General features: G+C 67.5%; 22 protein-coding genes and 1 pseudogene. 19 read left to right on the top strand and 4 right to left on the bottom strand.

What is annotated here, in order from left to right:
• Positions 1-18 precede the first annotated feature (18 nt).
• The 12 genes and pseudogenes from mobA to proB all read left to right on the top strand — a co-directional run bounded on the left by mobA (position 19) and on the right by proB (position 14,159).
• Positions 19-666 carry a molybdenum cofactor guanylyltransferase gene (gene mobA / locus RVF83_RS20745; protein ID WP_085950793.1) on the top strand — a complete coding sequence of 216 codons (648 nt, stop codon included), beginning with the start codon at positions 19-21 and terminating at the stop codon, positions 664-666.
• A 57-nt stretch (positions 667-723) separates the two neighbouring features.
• The gene (locus tag RVF83_RS20740; protein ID WP_005198938.1) at positions 724-891 is read left to right on the top strand and encodes an SDR family oxidoreductase; all 168 of its coding nucleotides are present in this window, start codon (positions 724-726) and stop codon (positions 889-891) included.
• Between the two features lie 51 nt (positions 892-942).
• A pseudogene (locus RVF83_RS20735) lies at positions 943-3,616 on the top strand (valine--tRNA ligase).
• Entirely contained in the window at positions 3,613-5,139 is a 1,527-nt protein-coding gene (folC, locus tag RVF83_RS20730) for a bifunctional tetrahydrofolate synthase/dihydrofolate synthase (RefSeq protein ID WP_005198940.1), read from the top strand. Before RVF83_RS20735 ends, folC begins: the two are co-directional and overlap by 4 nt.
• A complete protein-coding gene (locus tag RVF83_RS20725) occupies positions 5,136-5,525 on the top strand; it encodes a DUF4233 domain-containing protein (RefSeq protein ID WP_005198941.1) in 390 nt (129 codons plus the stop codon). Before folC ends, RVF83_RS20725 begins: the two co-directional genes overlap by 4 nt.
• A gap of 205 nt (positions 5,526-5,730) precedes the next feature.
• Positions 5,731-6,207 carry a hypothetical protein gene (locus tag RVF83_RS20720; RefSeq protein ID WP_051989295.1) on the top strand — a complete coding sequence of 159 codons (477 nt, stop codon included), beginning with the start codon at positions 5,731-5,733 and terminating at the stop codon, positions 6,205-6,207.
• Positions 6,208-6,245: 38 nt separating this feature from the next.
• Positions 6,246-6,662, top strand: a complete 417-nt coding sequence (gene ndk, locus RVF83_RS20715) for a nucleoside-diphosphate kinase (protein ID WP_005198943.1) — start codon at positions 6,246-6,248, stop codon at positions 6,660-6,662.
• Positions 6,663-7,096: 434 nt separating this feature from the next.
• Positions 7,097-10,561, top strand: a complete 3,465-nt coding sequence (locus tag RVF83_RS20710; protein ID WP_005198944.1) for a translation initiation factor IF-2 N-terminal domain-containing protein — start codon at positions 7,097-7,099, stop codon at positions 10,559-10,561.
• Between the two features lie 280 nt (positions 10,562-10,841).
• On the top strand, positions 10,842-11,153 hold the full coding sequence (rplU, locus tag RVF83_RS20705) for a 50S ribosomal protein L21 (RefSeq protein WP_005198945.1): 312 nt from the start codon (positions 10,842-10,844) through the stop codon (positions 11,151-11,153).
• Between the two features lie 38 nt (positions 11,154-11,191).
• A complete protein-coding gene (gene rpmA, locus RVF83_RS20700) occupies positions 11,192-11,455 on the top strand; it encodes a 50S ribosomal protein L27 (RefSeq protein ID WP_005198946.1) in 264 nt (87 codons plus the stop codon).
• A 95-nt stretch (positions 11,456-11,550) separates the two neighbouring features.
• A complete protein-coding gene (gene obgE / locus RVF83_RS20695; protein WP_005198947.1) occupies positions 11,551-13,017 on the top strand; it encodes a GTPase ObgE in 1,467 nt (488 codons plus the stop codon).
• The gene (proB, locus tag RVF83_RS20690; RefSeq protein WP_005198948.1) at positions 13,014-14,159 is read left to right on the top strand and encodes a glutamate 5-kinase; all 1,146 of its coding nucleotides are present in this window, start codon (positions 13,014-13,016) and stop codon (positions 14,157-14,159) included. Before obgE ends, proB begins: the two co-directional genes overlap by 4 nt.
• Before the next feature lie 18 nt (positions 14,160-14,177).
• Here proB and RVF83_RS20685 read toward each other — a convergent pair whose 3' ends face one another.
• The 4 genes from RVF83_RS20685 to ectA form a co-directional block, all read right to left on the bottom strand.
• The gene (locus RVF83_RS20685) at positions 14,178-15,056 is read right to left on the bottom strand and encodes a Sir2 family NAD-dependent protein deacetylase (protein WP_039880567.1); all 879 of its coding nucleotides are present in this window, start codon (positions 15,054-15,056) and stop codon (positions 14,178-14,180) included.
• A gap of 54 nt (positions 15,057-15,110) precedes the next feature.
• Positions 15,111-15,551, bottom strand: a complete 441-nt coding sequence (locus RVF83_RS20680) for an ectoine synthase (RefSeq protein ID WP_005198950.1) — start codon at positions 15,549-15,551, stop codon at positions 15,111-15,113.
• Positions 15,548-16,837 (bottom strand): diaminobutyrate--2-oxoglutarate transaminase, encoded by a 1,290-nt coding sequence (ectB, locus tag RVF83_RS20675; protein WP_005198951.1) that lies wholly within the window; start codon positions 16,835-16,837, stop codon positions 15,548-15,550. The genes RVF83_RS20680 and ectB overlap by 4 nt, the downstream gene beginning before the upstream one ends.
• A 217-nt stretch (positions 16,838-17,054) precedes the next feature.
• Positions 17,055-17,582, bottom strand: coding sequence for a diaminobutyrate acetyltransferase (gene ectA, locus RVF83_RS20670; RefSeq protein WP_005198952.1), 528 nt, complete (start codon positions 17,580-17,582; stop codon positions 17,055-17,057).
• A 164-nt stretch (positions 17,583-17,746) separates the two neighbouring features.
• Here ectA and rsmD point away from each other — a divergent pair, with 164 nt between their 5' ends.
• The 7 genes from rsmD to RVF83_RS20635 all read left to right on the top strand — a co-directional run bounded on the left by rsmD (position 17,747) and on the right by RVF83_RS20635 (position 23,694).
• Entirely contained in the window at positions 17,747-18,307 is a 561-nt protein-coding gene (gene rsmD, locus RVF83_RS20665; protein WP_039880519.1) for a 16S rRNA (guanine(966)-N(2))-methyltransferase RsmD, read from the top strand.
• Positions 18,308-18,345: 38 nt separating this feature from the next.
• Positions 18,346-18,834: a pantetheine-phosphate adenylyltransferase gene (gene coaD, locus RVF83_RS20660; RefSeq protein WP_005198954.1), complete on the top strand. Its 489-nt coding sequence runs from the start codon at positions 18,346-18,348 to the stop codon at positions 18,832-18,834.
• Positions 18,835-18,956: 122 nt separating this feature from the next.
• Positions 18,957-19,805 (top strand): ATP synthase F0 subunit B, encoded by an 849-nt coding sequence (locus RVF83_RS20655; RefSeq protein WP_005198955.1) that lies wholly within the window; start codon positions 18,957-18,959, stop codon positions 19,803-19,805.
• A gap of 42 nt (positions 19,806-19,847) precedes the next feature.
• On the top strand, positions 19,848-20,513 hold the full coding sequence (locus RVF83_RS20650; protein WP_174351890.1) for a YceD family protein: 666 nt from the start codon (positions 19,848-19,850) through the stop codon (positions 20,511-20,513).
• Positions 20,506-21,246: a ribonuclease III gene (rnc, locus tag RVF83_RS20645; protein ID WP_005198957.1), complete on the top strand. Its 741-nt coding sequence runs from the start codon at positions 20,506-20,508 to the stop codon at positions 21,244-21,246. Before RVF83_RS20650 ends, rnc begins: the two co-directional genes overlap by 8 nt.
• Before the next feature lie 15 nt (positions 21,247-21,261).
• A complete protein-coding gene (gene mutM / locus RVF83_RS20640; RefSeq protein ID WP_005198958.1) occupies positions 21,262-22,146 on the top strand; it encodes a bifunctional DNA-formamidopyrimidine glycosylase/DNA-(apurinic or apyrimidinic site) lyase in 885 nt (294 codons plus the stop codon).
• Positions 22,147-22,308: 162 nt separating this feature from the next.
• Positions 22,309-23,694 carry an HNH endonuclease signature motif containing protein gene (locus RVF83_RS20635; RefSeq protein ID WP_005198959.1) on the top strand — a complete coding sequence of 462 codons (1,386 nt, stop codon included), beginning with the start codon at positions 22,309-22,311 and terminating at the stop codon, positions 23,692-23,694.
• Positions 23,695-23,716: the final 22 nt, after the last annotated feature.

The raw sequence follows: 23,716 nt of genomic DNA, 5'->3' as shown, positions 1-23,716 counted from the left end.
TCACGCACACTGGGTGTCGTGACTCAAGACACGGGATCAGACGGTTCGGAACTCGCGGCGATCGTGCTGGCCGGCGGACGTTCGCGGCGCATGGGGAGCGACAAGGCGGCACTCGACTGGGACGGGGAGCCGATGCTCGCCCGCGTCGTGCGGGTCGTCGCGCAACGGTGTGATCCGGTGCTCGTCGTGGCCGGTGAGACGTCGGCGGCCTTCCGTGGGATCGACGACATCCGGGACCGCGCGGCGCCCGGAATCGATCGGTCCAAAGTGCACTGGGTGACCGACGAACAGGAGGGGGCCGGCCCGCTGGGCGGGCTGGTCGCGGGACTTGCCAAGGCCGCGGCCGACGGCGCCGACCTCGCTTTCGTGTGCGCCACCGACATGCCGCTGATCGCGCCCGAACTCATCGACGAACTCCGACTCGGGCTCACCGACTCCACACAGGCGGTGATCGCCCGTGATGCGCAGCGTGACCACCCGATGGCCGGGATCTACCGGACCGACGCCGGGCCGGTGATCGCCGATCTGGTGGCCGGCGGTGAGCGCCGGATGCTCGGTGCGATCGAGGCACTCAACACCCACCGGGTGGGCGTGTCGGACCCCGACTGGCTCGTGAACGTGAACGCGCCCGAGGACCTGCACCGGCTGCGGGTGACGACGGGCTGAGCGCAGTCGAACGCCGGCGAGGAGTTCCGTCGCCGGTGGGAGCCGGCGGCTCGACCGTTGCGTACCGGGCGACGGTGGTTCGGACCCCGGCTCGGCGAGCCGACCGACGTGACCCGGCTCCTGCTGTTCGTCACGTCGGCGGAGGCGTCGTTCATCACCGGGGCGGAGTACGTGATCGACGGCGGACTCCTCCTCGGTCCGGCGCTTCAGGCCGAGAGTGCGTGAACCGCACACGAGTGAGGACCGGGGCGAGGTCACACCCGGCGGAACCATAGAATGGCGGCCGTGACATCACTCGACCCGACATCTGCGCTGCCCGAGAACGAGTTGCCGAAATCCTGGGACCCCGCCCAGCACGAGGCGACGCTCTACCAGGGCTGGGTCGATGCCGGCTACTTCACCGCCGACGCGACGAGTGACAAGCCCCCGTTCTCGATCGTGATCCCGCCGCCCAACGTCAACGGGTCGCTGCACATGGGTCACGCCTACGAGCACGTTCTCATGGACGCGTTGTCGCGTCGTCGCCGGATGCAGGGCTACGAGGTGCTGTGGCTGCCCGGCATGGACCACGCCGCGATCGCCATGCAGACGATGGTCGAGCGCAAGCTGGCCGCCGAGGGCAAGACCCGCGACGACCTCGGCCGCGAGGCCTTCATCGAGCGCGTGTGGGCCGAGAAGGTCGAGATCGGCGGCAACATCGGCGAACAGATGCGTCGTCTCGGCGACGGCGTCGACTGGTCGCGTGAGCGGTTCACGATGGACGAGGGCCTGTCGCGCGCGGTTCACACCGTCTTCAAGAAGATGTTCGACGACGGGCTGATCTACCAGGCGGAGCGTCTGGTCAACTGGTCGCCGGTCCTCAAGACCGCGGTCAGCGACATCGAGGTCAGCTACGCCGACGTCGAGGGCGAGCTCGTCAGCTTCCGCTACGGCTCGCTCGACGACTCCGAACCCCACATCGTGGTGGCGACGACCCGTCTGGAGACGATGCTCGGCGACACGGCGATCGCGGTGCACCCCGACGACGAGCGGTACGCGCACCTGATCGGCACCGAACTGCCGCACCCGTTCCTCGACCGGAACATCCCGATCGTCGCCGACGACTACGTCGACCCCGAATTCGGCAGCGGTGCGGTCAAGATCACCCCGGCCCACGACCCCAACGACTTCGCGCTGGGTCAGCGGCACAACCTGCCGATGCCGACGATCATGGACTCCTCCGCCCGGATCGCCGACACCGGAACGCAATTCGACGGCATGGACCGTTTCGAGGCGCGGGTCAAGGTGCGCGAGGCGCTCGCCGAGCAGGGTCGCATCGTCAAGGAGGTGCGCCCGTACCTGCACAGCGTCGGACACTCCGAGCGCACCGGTGAGCCGATCGAACCGCGACTGTCGATGCAGTGGTGGGTCGATGTCTCGTCGCTGGCCCAGGCCGCCGGCGACGCCGTCCGGGACGGTTCGACCGTGATCCACCCGAAGTCGATGGAGCCGCGCTGGTTCGGCTGGGTCGACGACATGCACGACTGGTGCATCTCGCGTCAGCTGTGGTGGGGTCACCGCATCCCGATCTGGTACGGCCCGGACGGCGAGGTCGTCTGCGTCGGACCCGACGAGGAGGCGCCGGAGGGGTACGTCCAGGAGACCGACGTCCTCGACACCTGGTTCTCCTCGGGTCTGTGGCCCTTCTCCACCATGGGGTGGCCGGAGAAGACCGACGACCTCGAGAAGTTCTATCCCACTTCGGTTCTCGTCACCGGTTACGACATCCTGTTCTTCTGGGGTGGCGCGGATGATGATGTTCGGCACCTATGTCGGCAGGGACCTGGGCCCGGGCAACGAGATCCCGTTCCACAATCTGTTCCTGCACGGCCTGGTCCGTGACGAGCACGGCCGCAAGATGTCGAAGTCGAAGGGCAACGGCATCGACCCGCTCGACTGGGTGGAGCGCTTCGGCGCCGACGCGCTGCGCTTCACGCTGGCCCGCGGCGCGAACCCGGGCGCCGACATCTCGGTGGGCGAAGACCATGCCCAGTCGTCGCGCAACTTCGCGACCAAGCTGTACAACGCGACGAAGTTCGCGATGATGAACGGCGCCAAGGTCGCCGAGCTGCCCGACGCGGAGGCACTGACCGACGCCGACCGCTGGATCCTCCGGCGCCTCGACGAGGTGCTCGCCGAGGTCGACGCCGGCTTCGAGTCCTACGAGTTCTCCAAGGCCTGCGAGTCGCTCTACCACTTCGCCTGGGACGAGGTGTGCGACTGGTACCTCGAGCTGGCCAAGGTGCAGTTCGCCGAGAACGACGAGAAGCGTTCGGAGACAACCTCCATCGTGCTCGGCGCGGTCCTCGAGCCGCTGCTGCGCGCGCTGTCGCCGGTGATGCCCTTCGTCACCGAGGTGCTGTGGAAGACGCTCACCGGGGGCGAGTCGCTGGTCATCGCCGAGTGGCCGACCCCGTCGGGACAGGACTGGTCGACCGATTCGGCGGCCCGCGTCGCCGACCTGCAGCGCCTCATCACCGAGGTGCGTCGCTTCCGTAGCGACCAGGGACTGCGTCCCAGTCAGCGGGTGGCCGCACAGTTCGACGGACTCGGAGAGTCGGGCATCGAGCCGCTGCTGCCGTATGTGCAGTCGCTGGCGCGTCTCGATGCCGCCGGACCCGGCTTCGGGGCGACCGCGACCATCGAGGTCCGGCTGTCCGTCGCGACCGTCACCGTCGCGATCGACACGTCGGGAACTGTGGACGTTGAAGCCGAGCGGAAGCGCCTCACCAAGGACCTCGCGGTCGCCGAGAAGGAATTGGCGACAACCTCGGCCAAGCTCGGCAACGAGCAGTTCCTGTCGAAGGCCCCCGACCATGTGGTCACCAAGATCCGTGACCGCCAGCGGATCGCGACCGAAGAAGTCGAGCGCCTGAACGCGAAGCTGGCGAGTCTGGCCGGCGGCGCGTGAGCGACGAGACCGGCTTCCCCGAAGAGGATCCCGCCGTCGTCGGCGAGGACCCGTTGGGACTGTCGGAACTGCTCGACGCGGAGGAACGGGCGGCGGACGCCGAGCACGACCGTCCGCCGCTGACCGTCCACGACAGCGCCGACGATCTCGCCGAACTCGCCGACGTCGAGGCCGAACTCGACACCCGCTGGCCCGAGACCAAGATCGAGCCGTCGCTGACGCGGATCTCCACGCTGATGGATCTGCTCGGTTCGCCGCAGCGCAGCTACCCGGCGATCCACGTCGCGGGCACCAACGGCAAGACGTCGGTGACGCGGATGATCGATGCGCTGATGACCGCGCTGCACCGGCGGACCGGCCGGATCACGAGCCCTCATCTACAGCGGGTCACCGAACGGATCTCGGTGGACGGCAAGCCGATTCGTGCGCGGACCTACATCGACACCTACCGCGAACTCGAGCCGTACATCACGATGGTCGACGACAGCTCGACCGCGGCCGGAGGGCCGCGGATGAGCAAGTTCGAGGTGCTGACCGCGATGGCCTACGCGGTCTTCGCCGAGGCGCCGGTTGACGTGGCCGTGGTCGAGACCGGCATGGGTGGCCGCTGGGACGCCACCAACGTCATCGACGGCATCGTCTCGGTCATCACGCCCATCGCCATGGACCACGCCGACTATCTCGGCGACACGCTGTCGGCCATCGCGGGGGAGAAGGCCGGGATCATCAAGCCCGGTGAGCCCGACGCCCTCGGCGCCGTCGACCCGGTCACGATCATCGCCGAGCAGAACCCCGAGGTCATGGACGTGCTGCTGCGTGCAGCGGTCGAAGCGGGGACTGTCGTGGCTCGTCAGGGGTCGGAGTTCGCGGTCGTCGGTTCGGCCACCGCCGTCGGCGGTCAGATGCTCACGATCCAGGGGCTCGGCGGCGTCTACGACGAGGTGTTCCTGCCGCTGCACGGTGCTCATCAGGCCGCCAACGCGTCCTTGGCGCTCGCCGCGGTCGAGGCCTTCTTCGGTGCCGGCCCGGACCGTCAGCTCGACATCGATGCGATCCGGAGCGGTTTCGCCACGGTCGGCAATCCCGGCCGGCTCGAACGGCTCCGCAGCGCGCCGACGGTGTTCGCCGACGCCGCGCACAATCCGCACGGCGCGAACGCACTGGCCCAGGCGCTCGCCGAGGAGTTCGACTTCCGGCGCCTCGTCGGCGTCATCGGTGTGCTCGGCGACAAGGACGCGCGGGGACTGCTCGAGGCGCTCGAGCCGGTGCTCGACGCCGTCGTCGTCACCAACAACGGCTCACCGCGTGCACTCGACGCCGAGACGCTCGCGGAGTACGCGACCGAGGTGTTCGGCGAGGAACGGGTCGTCGTGCAGCCGTTCCTGCCCGACGCTGTCGAAGAAGCCATCGCCCTCGCGGAGGAAGCCGAGGGCCAACGAGTCTCAGGTGCAGGCGTCGTGATCACCGGCTCGGTGGTCACCGCCGGCGCCGCGCGCACCTTGTTCGGTAAGGAACCGTCATGACCCGGTACACCCCACCCACCAACGACCCGTGGAAGGGCCTGCGCGGGGTGATGGCGGGGACGATGATCCTCGAGGTCATCGTCATCATTCTCGCGTTCCCGATCGTCTGGCGCCTCGGCGGCGGACTGACCTGGGTGTCCGGTGGATACCTGATCCTGCTCGTGCTCGCCATGATCTCGGCCGCCGGGATGCAGGGCCGCCCGTATGCACTCAAGCTCGACCTCGCCCTACAGGTGGCGGTGATCATCGGTGGCGTCTTCCACTGGTCCATCGCTGCGGTCGGTGTGGTCTTCGGGTCGGTCTGGCTCTACATCGTCTACATCAAACGGGACGTGGAGAAGCGCGTCGAACAGGGCATGCTCCCCGGCCAGGAACCGATCGACTGACGCCTCTCACCTGGGTGGTCAACGCTGTCGGAGGCGGCGGTTCGGTGGTCGCAACACCTGTGGCCGGACCGTTATCGGCGAAGCCGAGCGAACTGCGGGAGTTGCTGTAACAATGGCGCAAGCCGTGGGGGAGCGGACTGGTTCCCGCCCGGCTTTCTTTCATCGCGACTCGCAATCGCAGCGACATCCAAACGTGAGGACGTACGTGCAGTTCCTGTTTTCCCGGACCCCCGCCAGTATCGATCGCCCCCGCACCTCCGCCCGTCTCGGCCACATGGCCGGCACTGCGCTGCTCGGGGCGGCCGCGTTCGCTCTGGGCGCTCCCGCCGTCGCCTCGGCGGAGCCCGCCCCCGAGCAGACGCCCCCGGCGCTCGAGGCGTTCTCGGTGCCCGAGGCAGGAGCGCCGGTCCCCGTCTCGCAGGGCGAGTTCAGCTACATCGCGACCCACGACATCACCACGCGCGCAGCCGGGATGAAGGCACCCGAGGCCATCGCGACCATGCCGGTGCCCGCCCAGTACCGTCCGGCGAATCTCGCTCTGGCGCAACAGTTCGACCTCGCTCTCGCCGGTGCGCTCGCCTCACCCGGGGGATGTCTGCAGATCGTCGTCGACCCGCAGGCACGCTCCGGCAGCCTGTTCAACTACGGGTTCTTCCCGGTCGCCGGTGAGTACTGCTCCTGACCGTCGAAATCCCCCGGCCGGTCGATAAGGTGTCAGTCGTGACTGAACGCACTCTCGTACTCATCAAGCCGGACGGCGTCGAACGCTCGCTCGTCGGCGACATCATCAGCCGTGTCGAGCGCAAGGGGCTCACCCTCGTCGCTCTCGAACTCAAGACCGCAGGCGACGAGGTGGCCCGCGCCCATTACGCCGAGCACGCGGACAAGCCCTTCTTCGGCTCGCTGCTGGAGTTCATCACCTCCGGCCCGCTGGTCGCCGCCGTCCTGGAGGGTCCGCGTGCCATCGCGGCCTTCCGTCAGATCGCCGGCGGCACCGATCCCGTGGAGAAGGCGGTGCCCGGCACCATCCGCGGCGATTTTGCCCTGAACACGCAGTACAACCTGGTCCACGGCTCGGACTCGCCGGAATCGGCCGAGCGTGAGATCAGTATCTGGTTCCCCGAACTCGCAGGCTGACCGGGGTCACCTCGCTCCGACTCGGTCCGATGCGCGTGTCAAACGCGCATACTTTGCGGTCATCCGACCCCCGTGTGGGATACTTGCAGGGTTATCGCCGACACACTTTGTCGACGATGGCCGGATGACGCGCCTTGGTTCGGCGCGTCGCGGTGCGACAACCTCGCACCGCGACGCCCACAACCACAGCTGACCCCGCCGAGGTTCGTACTGCTGCCAGCAGCCGAACACTCAGGCTTCGCCCTGTGCCCGGTGTCGTGGAAGGCGCCCGGGATGCGGTCATCGACACAGCAAGAGCGTTCTCTGCTGAACCGACACGGCTCAGCGTGATGACGCGCAGACCACACAACACCGGCCATACGTGGACCGGGACACAGAGCAGACCCTCGCGTGGCCGCGTCAGCCCGACGCGCCCGGGGGTTCGAGGAGACTGAGTGACCGACAACGGGTCACCGGCTGACGCGAACGCAGCGCCAGAACCGGTGGAAGAATTCCCCAGCAAACTTCGTGTGCACGCATTGGCCCGCTTCCTGGGCCTGACGAGTCGGCAGGTGCTCGCGCACCTGGCCACTCTCGGGGTGCAGACGCGTAGCCCCCAATCGAGCGTCGACCGTGAGTTGGCGCAGGCCGTGGCCGAACGGGTGCGGGCGAACGTCGAGGCCGACGAGCCGGGCGTGACCCCGGCTGCCCCAGAGGAGGCCACCCCCGAGGCGGCCGCCACCGAGGTCGCCACTACTGATCCGACCGCCGGAGAACCGGCTGTCGAGCAACCCGCCGCCGAGGAGCCCCCCGCCGCGGAGGCGGAGGCACCGAAGGCCGACGAGCCGCCGAGCCTGTTCTCGGCAGCGTCGACGCGGTACGACGAGCCGGTTGCGGCACCCGCCGCCGAGTCCGACACGTCCTACGGCACCCAGCCGTTGTTCCTGCAGCCGCAGGCCCCGGCCGAGAAGCCGAAGACCGCACGCCCGGCCAAGCAGGCCGACAAGCCGGCGAAGGCCGATGACTCGACCGCCGACTCCGGCGCGATGACTCAGGAAGCCAAGGCTGCCGAGACGAAGGCGCCCGAAGCGACGGCTCCCGAATCACAGGCTCCCGACTCAAAGGCTGTCGAGACGAAGGCGCCCGAGACGGACACCACGGACTCGGATGACTCCGACGAGACCGCGGACACCACCGACAACGCGGACAACTCCGACAACGACGACTCGGGTTCGGGTCGTAGCCGTCGTCGGCGTCGTGGTCGTCGTGGTCGTGGCCGCGGTCGCGGAGACCAGGGCGGTGACGGCGAGTCGGGCGATGGCGCTGACGACGATTCCGACGAGAACGACGACAAGCCCGAGTACAAGGCCTCCGACGTCGGCTCCTCGACCGAGTCCGCCGGCGAGGCGACGACGGACGAGACCCCTGAGGAATCCGAGTCGGACGGCTCCGGCTCAGACGACTCCGGCTCAGACGACTCGAAGTCCGACGAATCCAAGTCGGAGGAGTCGAAGTCGGACGAGCCGACGTCTCGCCGCCGGCGCCGCCGCCGGTCGGGGTCGGACACCTCGGAGGAGGCCGCTGGCAAGGACTCCGCTGCCGACGATTCGTCGAAGGACGGCGATTCCGGTGACGACGACTCGGACGACAACGACGACGACTCCGGTGACGATTCCGCTGAGGCGTCCTCGACCCGCCGCCGGCGCCGGCGCCGGCGCCGTAAGGGCGGGGGAGACTCCGACGAGGGTTCGCCGGACGATCCGCCGAACACCGTCGTCCACGAGCGTGAACCTCGCAGCAAGCGGGCGCGCGACGAGGTGCAGGGCATCTCCGGTTCGACGCGCCTCGAGGCCAAGCGCCAGCGCCGTCGTGACGGCCGCGACGCCGGTCGCCGGCGTCCGCCGATCCTGACCGAGTCGGAGTTCCTGGCCCGTCGTGAGGCGGTGGACCGGGTGATGGTGGTGCGCGAGCGCAGCGCCAACACCAGCATCACCGACGCCGATGGCCACGACCATGCCGCGGTGGAGGACTACACCCAGGTCGCGGTGCTCGAGGACGGTGTCCTCGTCGAACACTTCGTCACCACGGCGACGTCGTCGTCGATGGTCGGCAACATCTACCTCGGTCGCGTGCAGAACGTGCTGCCCGGCATGGAGGCGGCCTTCGTCGACATCGGTCGCGGGCGCAACGGTGTGCTGTACGCCGGCGAGGTCAACTGGGACGCCGCCGGACTCGACGGGGGTTCCCGCAAGATCGAGCAGGCGCTCAAGCCCGGCGACCATGTGCTCGTCCAGGTCAGCAAGGATCCGGTGGGACACAAGGGTGCCCGCCTGACCACGCAGATCTCGCTGGCCGGCCGGTACCTCGTCTACGTGCCCGGCGGGTCGTCGACCGGCATCAGCCGCAAGCTGCCCGACGTCGAACGCAAGCGTCTCAAGCAGATTCTGTCGAAGCTGGTCCCCGAGGACGCCGGCGTGATCATCCGCACCGCATCCGAGGGCGTGAGTGCCGAGGAGCTCGGTGCCGACATCACCCGCCTCGAGGCGAAGTGGAAGTCGATCGAGGAGTCGGTCGAGAGCGCCAAGAAGTCCGGTTCCGGCGCGCCGACGGCGCTCTACGAGGAGCCCGACCTGCTGGTCCGCGTGGTCCGCGACCTGTTCAACGAGGACTTCAAGAAGCTCGTCGTCGAGGGCGACAAGGCATGGAACCTCGTGGAGGGTTACGTGAGCTCGGTCGCCCCCGATCTCATGGAGCGGGTGGAGAAGTTCAGCAAGCCGCACGCGGATGCCCCGGACTCGTTCGTGGTCCACCGCATCGACGAGCAGCTTGCGAAGGCGCTCGACCGAAAGGTCTGGTTGCCCTCGGGCGGCACGCTGATCATCGAGCACACCGAGGCGATGACGGTCGTCGACGTCAACACCGGCAAGTTCACCGGTTCGGGCGGAAACCTCGAGGAGACGGTCACCCGGAACAACCTCGAGGCGGCCGAGGAGATCGTGCGGCAGATGCGTCTGCGCGACATCGGCGGCATGATCATCGTCGACTTCATCGACATGGTCCTCGAGTCGAACCGTGACCTGGTGCTGCGTCGCCTCACCGAGGCGCTGGCTCGGGACCGCACCCGTCACCAGGTGTCGGAGGTGACCTCGCTCGGCCTGGTCCAGATGACCCGTAAGCGTCTGGGAACCGGTCTGCTCGAAGCGTTCTCGACCCCCTGTACCACGTGCGGCGGGCGCGGCCTGATCGTGCACGCCAACCCGGTCGAGGTGCGCGGTGGCGACGATTCGGCGAAGTCGGACGGCGCGGGTTCCAAGCGTTCGCGCCGCGGCAAGAAGAAGTCGGAGGCCCCCGCCGAGGCTGCGGCACCCAAGACCGCTCCGCCGGCGACACCGCCGCACAAGCCCGCCGCCGAGCACCCGCTGTTCCGGGCGATGGCCGCACATCACCACGACGGTGAGCATCCCGAGGGGGAGCACCGCGGGGGTGAGCACGTCGAGGTCGAGCAGACCGTCGCTACTGCCGCCGAGACCCCGGTGACGACAGAGCCGGAGAAGGTGGCACCGGAGAAGGCGGAGACGCGGGACCCGGAGCCCGCGAAGACGGAAGAGCCGACCTCCCCGGAACCCGAAAAGGCCAAGGAACCAGCCAAGGCCGAAGTGCCCGCGAAGGCCGAGGAGCCGACCCCGTCGACCGACGGCCAGGCGCCCGCGGCGAAGCGTCGCCGACGGGTGGTCCGGCGTCCGGCGCAGACCACGACCGCGCCGGAGAACGTGGTGATGACGGCCGTGGACGCGGCTCCGGAGCCGCCGAAGACCACCTTCGGTCCCGTCTCCACCGGGGAGTCGGTGGTCGCGGTGCGGCGGCGCCCACGGAAGCGGACGGCAGGCAGGCCCGCCGGACCGCCGCCGGCCGACAGCTGAGGTCCGAGGCAGGGGACGGCGGGGCGAGTTTGACCCGGCCACCGCCGTTCCCGTAACCTTGGAAAGTCGCCTCCCGCGGAGGGTCTGCGCTGTTCTGTGTGCCACGTGCACCGGAACCGGCACAAATCCCGTGGCAGGCCCTCTGGTGTGAATCGCAGCCACTCCCGGTCAACTGACTGGGTGGATTGCGGCCCGCACCGGCACGCACTACACGAACGCCTTCGAATGCGCCTCGGCGCTGACGAAGGGCCCGACCAGACGATTAAGAGGAAGAACTTCGATGGCAACGTACGCGATCGTCAAGACCGGCGGCAAGCAGTACAAGGTCGCTGAGGGCGACACTGTCAAGGTCGAGAAGATCGACGAGAAGGTCGGCTCCACGGTGAGCCTGCCGGTCGCGTTGGTCGTCGACGGCTCGACCCTGACCACCGACGCCGACAAGCTGGCCAAGATCTCGGTCACCGGCGAGGTCGTGGAGCACGTCAAGGGCCCCAAGATCCGCATTCACAAGTTCAAGAACAAGACCGGCTACCACAAGCGCCAGGGTCACCGTCAGAAGCTGACGGTCCTGAAGGTCACCGGCATCAAGTAGTTCGACAAGCTTCGCGAAGACCTCAGGAGGACTGACACATGGCACATAAGAAGGGCGCATCCAGCTCCCGCAACGGTCGCGATTCCAATGCCCAGCGACTCGGCGTGAAGCGCTTCGGTGGCCAGCAGGTGAGCGCAGGAGAGATCCTCGTTCGTCAGCGCGGCACCAAGTTCCACCCCGGCGTGAACGTCGGTCGCGGTGGCGACGACACCCTGTTCGCGCTCGCCGCGGGCGCGGTGGAGTTCGGCAGCAAGCGTGGCCGCAAGACGGTCAACATCGTCCCGGAAACCGCTCAGGTCTGACCCGAGTACTCCGGCACGACAAGCCTTTTCGCAGGGCGGGCAGGGTCATCACGTACCCGGCCCGCCCTGTTCTTTTTTGACGGAAGAAGGATTCGATGTCACGGTTCGTCGACCGCGTGACCATTCACGTCGCTGCGGGCAACGGTGGCCATGGCTGCGCCTCGGTTCACCGGGAGAAGTTCAAACCTCTCGGCGGCCCGGACGGCGGCAACGGCGGTAACGGCGGGTCGGTGCGACTCGTCGTCGACCCGCAGGTGCACACTCTGCTCGACTTCCACTTCCGTCCGCATGCCAAGGCGAGCAACGGCAAGCCCGGCGCCGGCGACAACCGCGACGGTGCCATGGGCGAGGATCTCGTCCTGAAGGTGCCCGACGGCACGGTCGTCCTCGACGAGAACGGCACGATCCTCGCCGACCTCGTCGGCACCGGTACGACCTTCGAGGCCGCCCAGGGTGGCCGGGGCGGTCTCGGCAACGCCTCGCTCGCGTCGAAGGCCCGGAAGGCTCCCGGTTTCGCCCTGCTGGGTGAGGAGGGGCAGCAGCGTTCGCTCGTCCTCGAGCTGAAGTCGGTGGCCGACGTCGGCCTCGTCGGCTTCCCGTCGGCGGGCAAGTCGTCGCTGGTGTCGGTGCTGTCGGCGGCCAAGCCGAAGATCGCCGACTACCCGTTCACCACTCTCGTACCGAACCTCGGTGTGGTCCAGACCGCCGGTGACGTGTTCACCATCGCCGACGTGCCGGGCCTGATCCCGGGTGCCTCGACCGGTCGTGGTCTCGGACTGGAGTTCCTGCGCCACCTCGAGCGGTGTGCCGTCCTCGCGCACGTCGTCGACTGCGCGACCCTCGAGCCGGGTCGCGATCCGGTGTCCGACATCGACGCCCTCGAAGCCGAACTCGCCGCGTACAAGCCGGCACTCGACGCCGACCACGGTCTCGGCGACCTGGCCGAGCGGCCGCGTGTGGTGATCCTCAACAAGGTGGACGTCCCCGACGCCGCCGAACTCGCCGATCTCGTGGAACCCGAACTGGCCGAACGCGGTTGGCCGGTGTTCCGGATCTCGGCGGTGGCCCACGAGGGTCTGCGCGAACTGACCTTCGCACTGGCGAAGATGGTCCGCGAGTACCGGGAGGCGCAGCCGGAGAAGACACCTCGCCGGGCGATCATCCGCCCGAAGGCCGTCGACGACACCGGTTTCTCCATCGTCCGCGATCCCGACATCGAGGGCGGGTTCATCGTCTACGGCACGCGGCCGGAGCGCTGGATCGCCCAGACGCAGTTCGACAACGACGAGGCCGTCGGCTACCTGGCCGACCGCCTCAACCGCCTCGGCGTCGAGGACGAACTCGTGAAGATGGGTGCCGAGCCCGGCGCCCCGGTCACCATCGGTGCGGTCACCTTCGACTGGGAACCGAGCACGCCGATGGGCGACGAGGTCCCGGTCACCGGACGCGGCACCGACATCCGACTCGACCGCAACGACCGCGTGGGTGCCCACGAACGCAAGCAGGCCCGCCGGTTGCGGCGCGGACTGCCCGTCGAGGACGGAGAGCAGGGCCAGTCGTGACCGCGGAGGCCGGCATCGAGGTGCGTGGCGTACGGGAACAGATCGCGCACGCGCGCAGCATCGTGGTGAAGATCGGCTCGTCGGCGCTGACCGACCTGGCCGAGGGACTGGACCGGGATCGGCTCGACGCCCTGGCGGACGCGCTCGAGGCGCGGATGCGCGCCGGTTCCGACGTCATCGTCGTGTCGTCGGGTGCGATCGGCGCGGGTATCGCCCCGCTCGGTCTCAAGAAGCGTCCGACGGATCTTGCCACCAAACAGGCCGCGGCCAGCGTCGGACAGCTCGCCCTGGCGCACGCCTGGGGGACATCATTCGCCCGCTACGGTCGCACCGTCGGACAGGTCCTCCTGACCGCCGACGACATCTCGAACCGCTCGCATCACGCCAATGCCCAACGCACACTTGACCGTCTGCGGTCGCTCGGTGCGGTTGCCGTGGTCAACGAGAACGACACGGTCGCGACCAACGAGATCCGGTTCGGCGACAACGACCGGCTCGCCGCGCTCGTCGCCCACCTCAGCGGGGCCGACGCCCTGGTGCTCCTCTCCGACGTCGACGGCCTGTACGACGGCGACCCGCGCAAGGTCGGCGTGGACGGTCGGCGCGCCCGTCTGATCCCCGAGGTGAACGGCCCCGAGGACCTCGACGGCGTCATCGCCGGGTCCGGGGGAGCGCTCGGCACCGGCGGGATGGCGTCGAAGCTCGCCGCAGCGCGTCTGTCCGCGGACGCCGGTGTCCCGGTTCTGCTCGCTGCCGCGTCGTCGGCGGCGCAGGCGCTGGCCGACGCCTCGGTGGGCACGGTGTTCGCCGCCCGCGAGGAGCGGTTGTCGGCACGCCGATTCTGGGTTCGTCACGCCGCCGACGCGCGGGGCAGGATCGTCCTCGACGACGGCGCTGTCGCGGCCGTATCCCGCAGGCGCCGTTCGCTTCTCGCTGCCGGCGTGGTCGGCGTCGAGGGCCGGTTCTTCGACGGCGACGTCGTCGAGCTGGTGGACCAGCGGGGCGTCGTGAGGGCGCGCGGGGTCGCCTCCTATGACTTCGACGACGTCACCTCGATGATCGGCCGCCACACCGAGGACCTGCCGGCCGAACTGCAGCGGCCCGTCGTGCACGCCGACGACCTGGTCGTCGTCTCGCGCTGAACGTCGCCTGCCGCCGATCTAACCGGCGGCGAGTGCCGGTAGCACCACCCCGGCCCGATGGTCGATCTTGAGTGACGCCAACTCGTCGGCGCGGGTGTGGCCGCGGTTGACGATGATCAGGGGCTTCCCGGCGCGGTGTGCTCGCCGTGCGAACCGCAGGCCGGACATCACCGTCAGCGACGATCCGATCACGAGTAGGGCATCCGCCTCGTCGACCGCCGAGAATGATTGCTCGACAAGAGGTTTCGGAACAGTCTCGCCGAAGTAGACGATGTCGGGCTTGAGGATCCCGCCGCAGTGTGGGCAGTCGATCATCCGGAAGTCCGAGGTGTCGGTGAGTGTCGCGTCGGCGTCGGGTGCCACCTCGATGGCCCCACGCCCTGCGACACGTTCGGCGAAGCCTGCGTTGATCTCCTCGAGCAGTTGCGCAAGACGGTGCCGGGAGATTCGCCAGTCACACCTCAGGCAGCGGACACGGCCGTAACACCCGTGCAGCTCCAGCACGCCCCGTGTCCCGGCCTTGGTGTGCAGCATGTCGACGTTCTGGGTGATCACCGTGGACACCCGACCCTGGCCCTGCAGGTCGGTCAGCGCGAGATGCGCGGGGTTGGGGAGCGCGGCGTCCATGTGACGCCAGCCGAGGTGATTGCGCGCCCAGTAGTGCCGGCGGAACTCGGGGGAGGACAGGAACATCTCCAGGGTCATCGGCGTCCGCGGTGGCGAACCGGGGCTGCGGTAGTCGGGGATGCCCGAGTCGGTGGAGATGCCCGCGCCGGTCAGGACCGCGACCCGGCGTCGGGCCAGGATGTCCGTGGCGAGATCGATGCGCTCGGCGACATCGTCGTCGAGGGGCGTGTGTTCGGCCGGGGTCTGGCCGAGCTGAAGACGAGTGCGCACCCTGCCCAGGATAGGCAGGGTGCGCACTCGATGACTTCTACGCCGGTCGAGGGGTCAGGAGAAGGCGGTCTCCTCGACAGCGTCCTCGGCATGCTTACCGGTCGGCTGCGGGACGGCGACCAGGGGGTACACGCCGTTCTCGTCGTGGACCTCGGTGCCGACCACCGGGGGATTGAACACGCACAGCATGCGCATCTGGGTGTCGGCGGTGACCGTGTGGCGCTCGTGGCCGTTCAGCAGGTACATCGTGCCGGGGGCCAGTGGATGGGTCTCACCGGTCTCCCGGTTGAGCAGGGTTCCGGTGCCTTCCACGAGCCAGACGGCCTCGATGTGATTGGCGTAGTGGAACTCGTTCACACTGCCGGCTTCGATGGTGGTCTCGTGGAACGAGAACCCCACACCGTCGCCGCCCAGGACGATTCGCTTGGAACGCCAGTGGCCGTCGGCCACGTCGCGCTCGGTACCGGTGATCTCTTCGGTGGTTCGGACGATCATCCGATCACCTCCTTGACTGCGTCGGAAAGGATGGACAGGCCGCGGTCGAGGTCCTCGCGCGAGATGGTCAGCGGCGGGAGCAGCTTGACGACCTCGTCGGACGGACCCGACGTCTCGGCCAGCAGCCCGGCACTGAAGGCCTGCGCGCAGACCTTGCCGGCTGCTGTGTGGTCGTCGAACACCAGGCCGCGAACCATTCCGCGACCGCGGGTCGAGATGCCTTCGTAGCGGTTGCAGAGGTCGGAGAAGACCTCGTGGATGCGCTCGCCCTTCGCGTGGATGTCGCGGCTCAGGGTGTCGTCGGACCAGTAGAGCTCAATGGCCTTGGCGGCGGTGACGAACGCGGGGTTGTTACCGCGGAAGGTTCCGTTGTGCTCGCCGGGGGTCCAGACGTCGAGTTCTGGCTTGAACAGGGTCAGCGCGAACGGCAGGCCGTAGCCGCTGATCGACTTCGACAGCGTGACGATGTCGGGCTTGATGCCGGCTTCCTCGAAGGAGAAGAACTCGCCGGTGCGGCCGCAACCCATCTGGACGTCGTCGACGATGAGCAGGATGTCGCGGCGCTTGCACAGGTCGGCCAGCGCGCGCAGCCACTCGGCGCGTGCGACGTTGACGCCGCCCTCGCCCTGCACGGTCTCGACGATCACCGCGGCGGGACGGTTCAGGCCACTGCCCGAGTCGTCCAGGACGCGCTCGAACCAGGCGAAGTCCTCCATGACGCCGCCGAAGTAGTTGTCGAACGGCATCGGGGTCGCATGGACCAGGGGGATACCGGCGCCGGCGCGCTTCATCGAGTTACCGGTCACCGACAGCGAACCCAGCGTCATACCGTGGAACGCGTTGGTGAAGCTGATGATCGACTCTCGACCGGTCACCTTGCGGGCCAGCTTGAGTGCAGACTCGACGGCGTTGGTGCCCGTCGGCCCGGGGAACTGGATCTTGTAGTCGAGTCCGCGGGGCTCGAGAATGTGCTGGTTGAACTTCTCGATGAAGTTGCCCTTGGCGACGGTGGCCATGTCGAGGCCGTGAGTGATGCCATCCGACGCGATGTAGTCGATCAGAGCTTTCTTGAGCTCGTCGTTGTTGTGGCCGTAGTTCAGCGAACCGGCCCCGGCGAAGAAGTCCAGGTACTTCCGACCGTCCTGGTCGGTGATGTAGGACCCCTTGGCGGTGGTGAAGACCGCCGGCCAGTTGCGGCAGTAGCTGCGAACCTCGGACTCGTGGGTGGTGAACACCGAGTCGTCGTAGGTTTTGTCGAGAACAGGAGTGGTGTCGAGAAGTTGCATGACCTGCTTCCTTCTTCTTGGTATAACCGCGCCACGTCTGTGTGAGCGCAGGAGTTCCGGTGCGGTTCGACGACCGTGAGTACCCAGAACTCGGAAATTTATGCCGGTTTTCGGCATCTTTTCTGAGTCGTCCCAGCGCCGTTGTGGCACTGGGTATTTCGATGGTGATCGGACTTACAACCCTCGACACGGGTGTGCCGGGATCACGCGCAAGCGCTCAGGGCTCGGGGATCTCCGGTTCCAGCATGTAGAGATCCTCGGGCTCGTGCGAGTCCGGGAAAGTGTTGGCGGCGAACAGGTCACGGCGCTCGAAGCGGAGACCGCGGGCCTTCGCGACCGACTCGAACAGTCGCTGCGACGGGATGTTGTCGGGGCTGATCGTGGTGTGCATCGCCACCATTCCGTGTCGGTTCGCACGATCGAACAGATGATGCAGCATGGACGCGGCGACGCCGTGTCCGCGCATCGAATCGTCGACGGCGACCTGCCACACCATGAGGGTGGAGGGGTCGCTCTGACGGCGGTATCCGGTGACGAAACCGACCGGACGGCCGTCCACCTCGGCGACAATCGAGGTGTCGGCGAAGTCGTGGCACCAAAGGACGTAGGAGTACGACGAGTTGACGTCGAGAACCTTTGAGTCCGAGGCGATTTCCCAGAGGCGGGTACCGTCGGCGACAGTCGGCGTCCGATAGTCGACGGTGAGGACAGTTGTTGGGGCCGTTCTTGTTTGTGAAGGGCTCATAACGCTCTCGACGTTAACAACGGGTATCCGGGAAGTCACCCACCTGCGGAAATTGCCCCAACGAACCCCTACCTTCTACCTGATCAGACATGCAATGTGAAGTGAGTCACAAGAGTGTCACCCACGCGTCGATTCGGGGGTTCCCGGGGGAGCAGAATGGCCGCATGACGAGGATCATCGCCGGCGAGCTACGGGGTAGACGGCTCCGTGTTCCGGACGAGGGAACTCGTCCCACTTCCGACCGAGTACGGGAGTCGGTCTTCAACATGTTGGACGCCCGGTTCGATCTGCACGGGCTGTGGGTCCTCGATCTGTACGCCGGGTCCGGGGCCCTCGGCATCGAGGCGGTGTCACGTGGTGCCGCCGGCGCCACCTTCGTCGACTCCGCGCGGAAGGCCGCGACCGTGATCGGGGCGAATGTGAAGGCGTGTGGGATCGCCGCGTCGACCACCGTACTGACACGCCCGGTGTCCGCCTATCTGTCCTCGCCGCCCGAGAAGACGTACGACCTCGTGTTCTCCGACCCTCCGTACGCGGTCGACGCGGCAGCGTTGTCCGACGATCTGGCCAAACTGGCCGCGACCCGGCTCGCCGTCGACGCGCTGGTCGTGGTGGAGCGTTCCGCCCGATCGTCCGGCGGCATCTGGCCGGACGGGTTCGAGGTCATCACGGACAAGAACTACGGCGACACCCGCGTCGAGGTCGCGGAGTTCATCGGCTCCTGACGTGCCGGAAGCGAGGGACCTGACGGTAAGTTCGGGCCATGACGACGGCAGTGTGTCCCGGTTCCTTCGATCCCTTCACCCTCGGCCACCGTTACGTGGTCGAACGCGCCGCGGCGTGTTTCGACGAGGTGGTCATCACCGTGGTGGTCAATCCCAACAAGCGCGGCATGTTCAGTGTCGACGAGCGCATCGCGCTCATCGAGGAGGACTGCGCCGATCTGCCCGGTGTGCGGGTCGATCGCTGGGAAGGCCTTCTCGTCGACTATCTGAAGCAAGAGTCGATCCACACCATCGTCAAGGGGCTGCGTTCGGCGGTCGACTTCGACTATGAGGTCCCGATGGCCCAGATGAACCGCGCCCTCGCCGACGTGGAGACGGTCTTCCTGCTCACCGATCCCCGGTTCGCGCATGTGTCGAGCTCACTCGTCAAGGAGGTCGCCAAGCTCGGCGGTGACGTGACGCCCTTCCTGTCGCCGCACATCCACAAGAACCTGACCGCAAAGCTCACCGGGGAGCGTTCCGTCTAGGAGCCACCTGCGGGGATCGCGACACACCCCGCGCGCTTCACTAATCACAGGCGCAACATTCGGCACAATAGTCACAGATTCACCAACTGTTGCAAACAGGCAAGCGCCGGATTGGGGTGGCTGTGTACCGGGTATTTGAGGCTCTCGACGAGCTCGTGGCGATTGTCGAGGAGGCGCGGAGTGTGCCGATGACCGCGGGCTGTGTCGTGCCGCGCGGTGACGTGCTCGAACTCCTCGACGACATCAAGGACTCGATCCCGGGCGAGCTCGACGACGCTCAGGACGTCCTCGACCAGCGCGACACCCTGATCGGTGATGCGCGGGAGCATGCCGAGACGGCGGTGGCCAAGGCCGACTCCGAGTCCGAGGCCGTGCTGGCACATGCCCGTGCCGAGGCCGACCGCATCCTGTCCGAGGCCAAGGCCCAGGCGGATCGCATGGTCGACGAGGCGAGCTCGCACTCACACTCGCTCGTCGAGGACGCCACCGAGGAAGCGCGCCGGCTGCAGACCAGTGCCGCCCGCGAGTTCGAGGCCGTCACCGGCCGGGCCCGTGCCGAGGCGCAGCGCACCATCGATGCGGCGAACAACACCTACGACAAGTCGGTGGCCGACGGCATCGCCGAACAGCAGCGCCTGGTGTCGGAGACCGAGGTCGTCGGTGCGGCCAAGTCCGAGGCCGAACGCATCATCGACGCGGCTCACGCAGAGGCGGATCGCCTGCGCGGCGACTGCGACGTCTACGTGGACGAGAAGCTGGCCCAGTTCGAGGAGATCCTCACCGGCACACTGCGGTCGGTGAACCGTGGACGCCATCAGCTGCGTACCGGTGCGGGCATGCACGACTACGTCGAGTACCCCCGCAGCGTCGACGAGCCGGCACGCGATTCCCGCGGCGACAACTCGCGTTCGCGCGAGACGTCGACCCGGAACTCCTACGACCGCGACCAGGGATCCCCGCTGGCGGTGTGACCTGCCGGACAGCCGATCCGGCGCACACCGTGGCGTCGGTCGATGATTCGTGATCGCCAGCGTATGGTGCAGTTTGTGTCTGATCATGCTGTGACATCAGAAGCGTCGCACGGTCCCGGTTCGGCGCCGCGGCGCGACCCCTTCGTCCTCGACGTCCGGTCGCTGGGTCGGCGCCCGGGCACCATGTCCGAGGTGCACAAGACGGTGACGACCCCCGACAAGCTCGGGGTCGAGATGATCGGTATCCCGGCCGGCTCGGACGTCGACCTCGATCTCCGGCTCGAGTCGGTGAGCGAGGGAATCCTGGTGACCGGCACCGCGTGCGGTGAGACCGAGGGTCAGTGCTCGCGTTGCCTCGAACCGGTCGACGGCACGGTGACGGTGTTCCTCACCGAACTGTTCGCGTACCCCGACAGTGTGACCGAGCAGACCACCGAGGAAGACGACGTGCACCGCATCGTCGACGACCGGATCGACCTCGAGCAGTCGATCATCGACGCGGTCGCGCTGGAACTGCCGATGTCGCCGCTGTGTTCGGAGGACTGCCCGGGGTTGTGCCAGGTGTGCGGCATCCGGCTGGCGGTCGCCGAACCGGGTCATGCGCACGAACTGATCGACCCCCGCTGGGCCGGTCTCGCGAACAAGTTCTCGGAACTCTCCGACGGCGAGACGGCCGCCGAGCCCGACACACAGGAACGTCGTGACTGAGGCCACCCGCGAGGCCGGTCGGCGTGCCGCGCTGCTCGCCGCGCTCGACACCGACATCCCCGAAGACCTTCTGACGCTGGCACTCACGCACCGCTCATATGCCTACGAACACGGGGGTCTGCCGACCAACGAGCGCCTCGAGTTCCTCGGCGACTCCGTTCTCGGCGTGGTGATCACCGAGCGCCTGTACCTTCATTTCCCGGATCGTCCCGAGGGCGAACTCGCGAAGATCCGCGCGAGCGTGGTCAACATGCACGCGCTCGCCGACGTGGCCCGCGGCCTCGGCGACGAGGGCGGCCTGGGCAAGTACCTGTATCTCGGTCGCGGCGAGGAGATGACCGGCGGTCGAGACAAGGACTCGATCCTCGCCGACGGTCTCGAATCACTCTTCGGCGCCGTGTTTCTCAGCCACGGCCTGGAGACCTCGCAGCGGATCATCCTGCGTCTCTTCGACGAACGCATCGAGAAGGCCGGGCAGCTCGGCGCCGGCCTGGACTGGAAGACCTCGCTGCAGGAGCTGAGCTCCGAACGCGGCTACGGCCCACCGCAGTACCAGATCTCGTCCACCGGCCCGGACCACAACAAGGAGTTCACCGCGATCGCGATGATCGCGGGAGAGAACCTCGGCGAGGGTGTCGGCCGCACCAAGAAAGAGGCCGAGCAGCAGGCGGCGGCCCACGCGTGGAAGGCTCTCACCGAACGCGCCTCTGCGTCGTCCGAGCCCGCGTCCTGACGGCCCGAAACCTTCATGCCTGAACTACCCGAGGTCGAGACCGTCCGGATGGGTCTCGAGAAGCATCTGACCGGGCGGTTCCTGACCTCGGTCGAGGTGCTCCATCCCCGTGCCGCCCGCCGGCACGTCGGCGGCGAACCCGATCTGATCGGTCGCCTGGCGGGCAAACGCGTCACCGGGGTGCGCCGCCGCGGCAAGTACATGTGGATCGACGTCGCCGACGACACCGACCGTGCCGCGCTCGTCGTGCATCTCGGCATGAGCGGGCAGATGCTGATCGCCCGCGACGGCGCGCCCGACCACACCCACCTCCGCATCCGCGCGACGCTCGACGACGACAACGAGCTGCGTTTCGTCGACCAACGCACCTTCGGCGGCTGGCATCTCGACGACTACGCGGTCTCCGACGACGCCGCCGACATCCCGGTGTCGGTGGCGCACATCGCCCCCGACCCGTTCGACCCGGCCTTCGACGCGGCCGCCGTCGTGACCCGCATGCGCAGTAAGCACTCCGAGATCAAGCGGGTCCTGCTCGACCAGACGGTCATCTCCGGCGTCGGCAACATCTACGCCGACGAGGCGCTGTGGCGCGCTCGGCTGCACGGTGCGCGCATCGCCGAGACGATCTCGCGCAAGAAACTGCTCGAACTGATCGACGCGGCCACCGCGGTGATGACCGAGGCCGTCGAGGTCGGGGGCACGTCGTTCGACGCGCTGTACGTCAACGTCAACGGTCAGTCGGGCTACTTCGAGCGGTCGCTCAATGCCTACGGACGCGAAGGACAGCCGTGCCGTCGCTGCGGGGCCATCATGCGCCGGGAATCGTTCATGAACCGCAGTTCGTATTTCTGCCCGAAGTGTCAGAGGCCGCCGAGGCGGGGGATTGGCAAGGGTCGCTGAGGAACGAGTTCGGTGACTGCCTGAAGTGTCCCGCGGAACGCTTGAAGCGACTTGGCCAGCTGTTTTGTCGGTAGGCGACGCTAGGTTGTTCGTATATCCGTTCGAACAGCTGGGGGGCTTGGGGTGTCTGTTTCGGTGCTGCACGGTGAGAATGTGTCGTCGATGTTCGATGGCGCGGACCCGGCGTCTCTGTCAGATTCGGCATTGGAATGCAGAGTGCTGGGTCATGCCGCGCAGATCACCGCGCTCACGGCCGAGTTCTTGTCTCTGGTAGCGGAATTGGATGAGCGGGAGTCGTGGAAGGGGCCGGGTGTTCATTCGCTCGCACACTGGTTGTCGTGGAAGGCGGGCATTGCGCAGCGGACGGCTCATGAGCAGGTGCGGGTGGCCAAGGCGCTACGCGAGTTGCCGGTGATCCGGCAGGCGTTCGGTGAGGGCCGGTTGACGTATTCGAAGGTGCGGGCTCTAACTCGGGTGGCGACTCCGTTGCGGGACCAGGAGTTGGTGAATCTGGCGTTGTCGTGCACGGCGTCGCAGGTGGAGAGGGCGGTGCGGGCGATGCGTCAGATCGGCCGCGGACACAGTGACGACGGCGAACCGGTGCCGCCGGCGGAGTCGTGGGGTCGGTGGAAGTGGAATCTGGACGGTTCGTTGTCGGTGTCATTGACGCTGGCGCCCTTGGACGGTGCGCGTTTCCTCGCCGGGGCGGTGCGTGCGGAGTATGAACGCACGCGCACGGCTGCGGATGCGGACTTGCCAAGTGTTCCGCGGAACACTCCGAGTGAGTTGGAGACCGAGTCCGGCGAGCAGGATTCGGAGGTGAAGCCGGCGAATCGTCGGGATCTGTGGCGGAACGTGCCGTCGAATCTGGCGCCGGCGATGGTGGCCATGGCGGACATGGTGCACGAGGGGATCCCGATGCCCGATCTTGCGCCGGGTGCGGAGATCTTGATCCATGCCGGTGATGGGGTGGAGCACTCACATCTCGATGACGGACCGGCCCTCTCGGATGCCGAGTTGGAGGAGGCCCATTGTGGCGCTGCGGTCCGAGAGGTGTTGTCCACCAGAGTTCCTGGGAAGCCGGGGAAGTTGGCGTTGCTGGGATTGGGGCGTAAGAACCGAACCCCGAACAAGGCGCTGGTCAGGGCGTTGTTCCTGAGAGACCGGTGCTGTCAGATGCCCGGATGTGAACGCACACGACATCTGCACGCCCATCACGTGGTGTTCTGGTCGGCTGGCGGGGAGACCGAGTTGGACAATCTGATTTTGTTGTGCGGAAGCTGTCACCGTGCGTTGCATCGGGGTGAGTTCAGTATCACCGGTCATGACTCGCAACGGTTTTCGTTCTACATGCCAGGTGGTTCAGTGATCGAGGTGAGCCCATCGACACGCGCTCCAGGCCTGTGGCAGCCGGACGGGCGGATCGCGGCGGATGCGACGGTGCCCGTGGGTGGCGGCAAGCTCGACCTCGCGTATGCGACCGAGGTGATCTACGCGGTGTGGGAATGGAAGGAACGCAACGCAAGGAGGGAGTCGGCAGCGGCCTGACGACCCGTGGCGACCGGCTCGG

Origin of the sequence: Gordonia rubripertincta (assembly GCF_038024875.1) — a bacterium.
GTDB classification, from domain to species: Bacteria; Actinomycetota; Actinomycetes; order Mycobacteriales; family Mycobacteriaceae; genus Gordonia; species Gordonia rubripertincta.
The sequence above is the reverse complement of the archived record's forward strand: the minus strand, read 5'-3'. Positions and strand labels throughout refer to the sequence as shown.

Excerpts from the sequence above, each read along its gene's own strand:
- rsmD (WP_039880519.1), top strand. The coding sequence starts at position 17,747 with ATGACGAGGATCATCGCCGGCGAGCTACGGGGTAGACGGCTCCGTGTT.
- obgE (WP_005198947.1), top strand. The coding sequence starts at position 11,551 with ATGTCACGGTTCGTCGACCGCGTGACCATTCACGTCGCTGCGGGCAAC.
- rpmA (WP_005198946.1), top strand. The coding sequence starts at position 11,192 with ATGGCACATAAGAAGGGCGCATCCAGCTCCCGCAACGGTCGCGATTCC.
- RVF83_RS20650 (WP_174351890.1), top strand. The coding sequence starts at position 19,848 with ATGATTCGTGATCGCCAGCGTATGGTGCAGTTTGTGTCTGATCATGCT.
- RVF83_RS20680 (WP_005198950.1), bottom strand. The coding sequence starts at position 15,551 with ATGATCGTCCGAACCACCGAAGAGATCACCGGTACCGAGCGCGACGTG.
- ectA (WP_005198952.1), bottom strand. The coding sequence starts at position 17,582 with ATGAGCCCTTCACAAACAAGAACGGCCCCAACAACTGTCCTCACCGTC.
- ectB (WP_005198951.1), bottom strand. The coding sequence starts at position 16,837 with ATGCAACTTCTCGACACCACTCCTGTTCTCGACAAAACCTACGACGAC.
- rplU (WP_005198945.1), top strand. The coding sequence starts at position 10,842 with ATGGCAACGTACGCGATCGTCAAGACCGGCGGCAAGCAGTACAAGGTC.
- RVF83_RS20725 (WP_005198941.1), top strand. The coding sequence starts at position 5,136 with ATGACCCGGTACACCCCACCCACCAACGACCCGTGGAAGGGCCTGCGC.
- mutM (WP_005198958.1), top strand. The coding sequence starts at position 21,262 with ATGCCTGAACTACCCGAGGTCGAGACCGTCCGGATGGGTCTCGAGAAG.
- coaD (WP_005198954.1), top strand. The coding sequence starts at position 18,346 with ATGACGACGGCAGTGTGTCCCGGTTCCTTCGATCCCTTCACCCTCGGC.
- RVF83_RS20635 (WP_005198959.1), top strand. The coding sequence starts at position 22,309 with ATGTTCGATGGCGCGGACCCGGCGTCTCTGTCAGATTCGGCATTGGAA.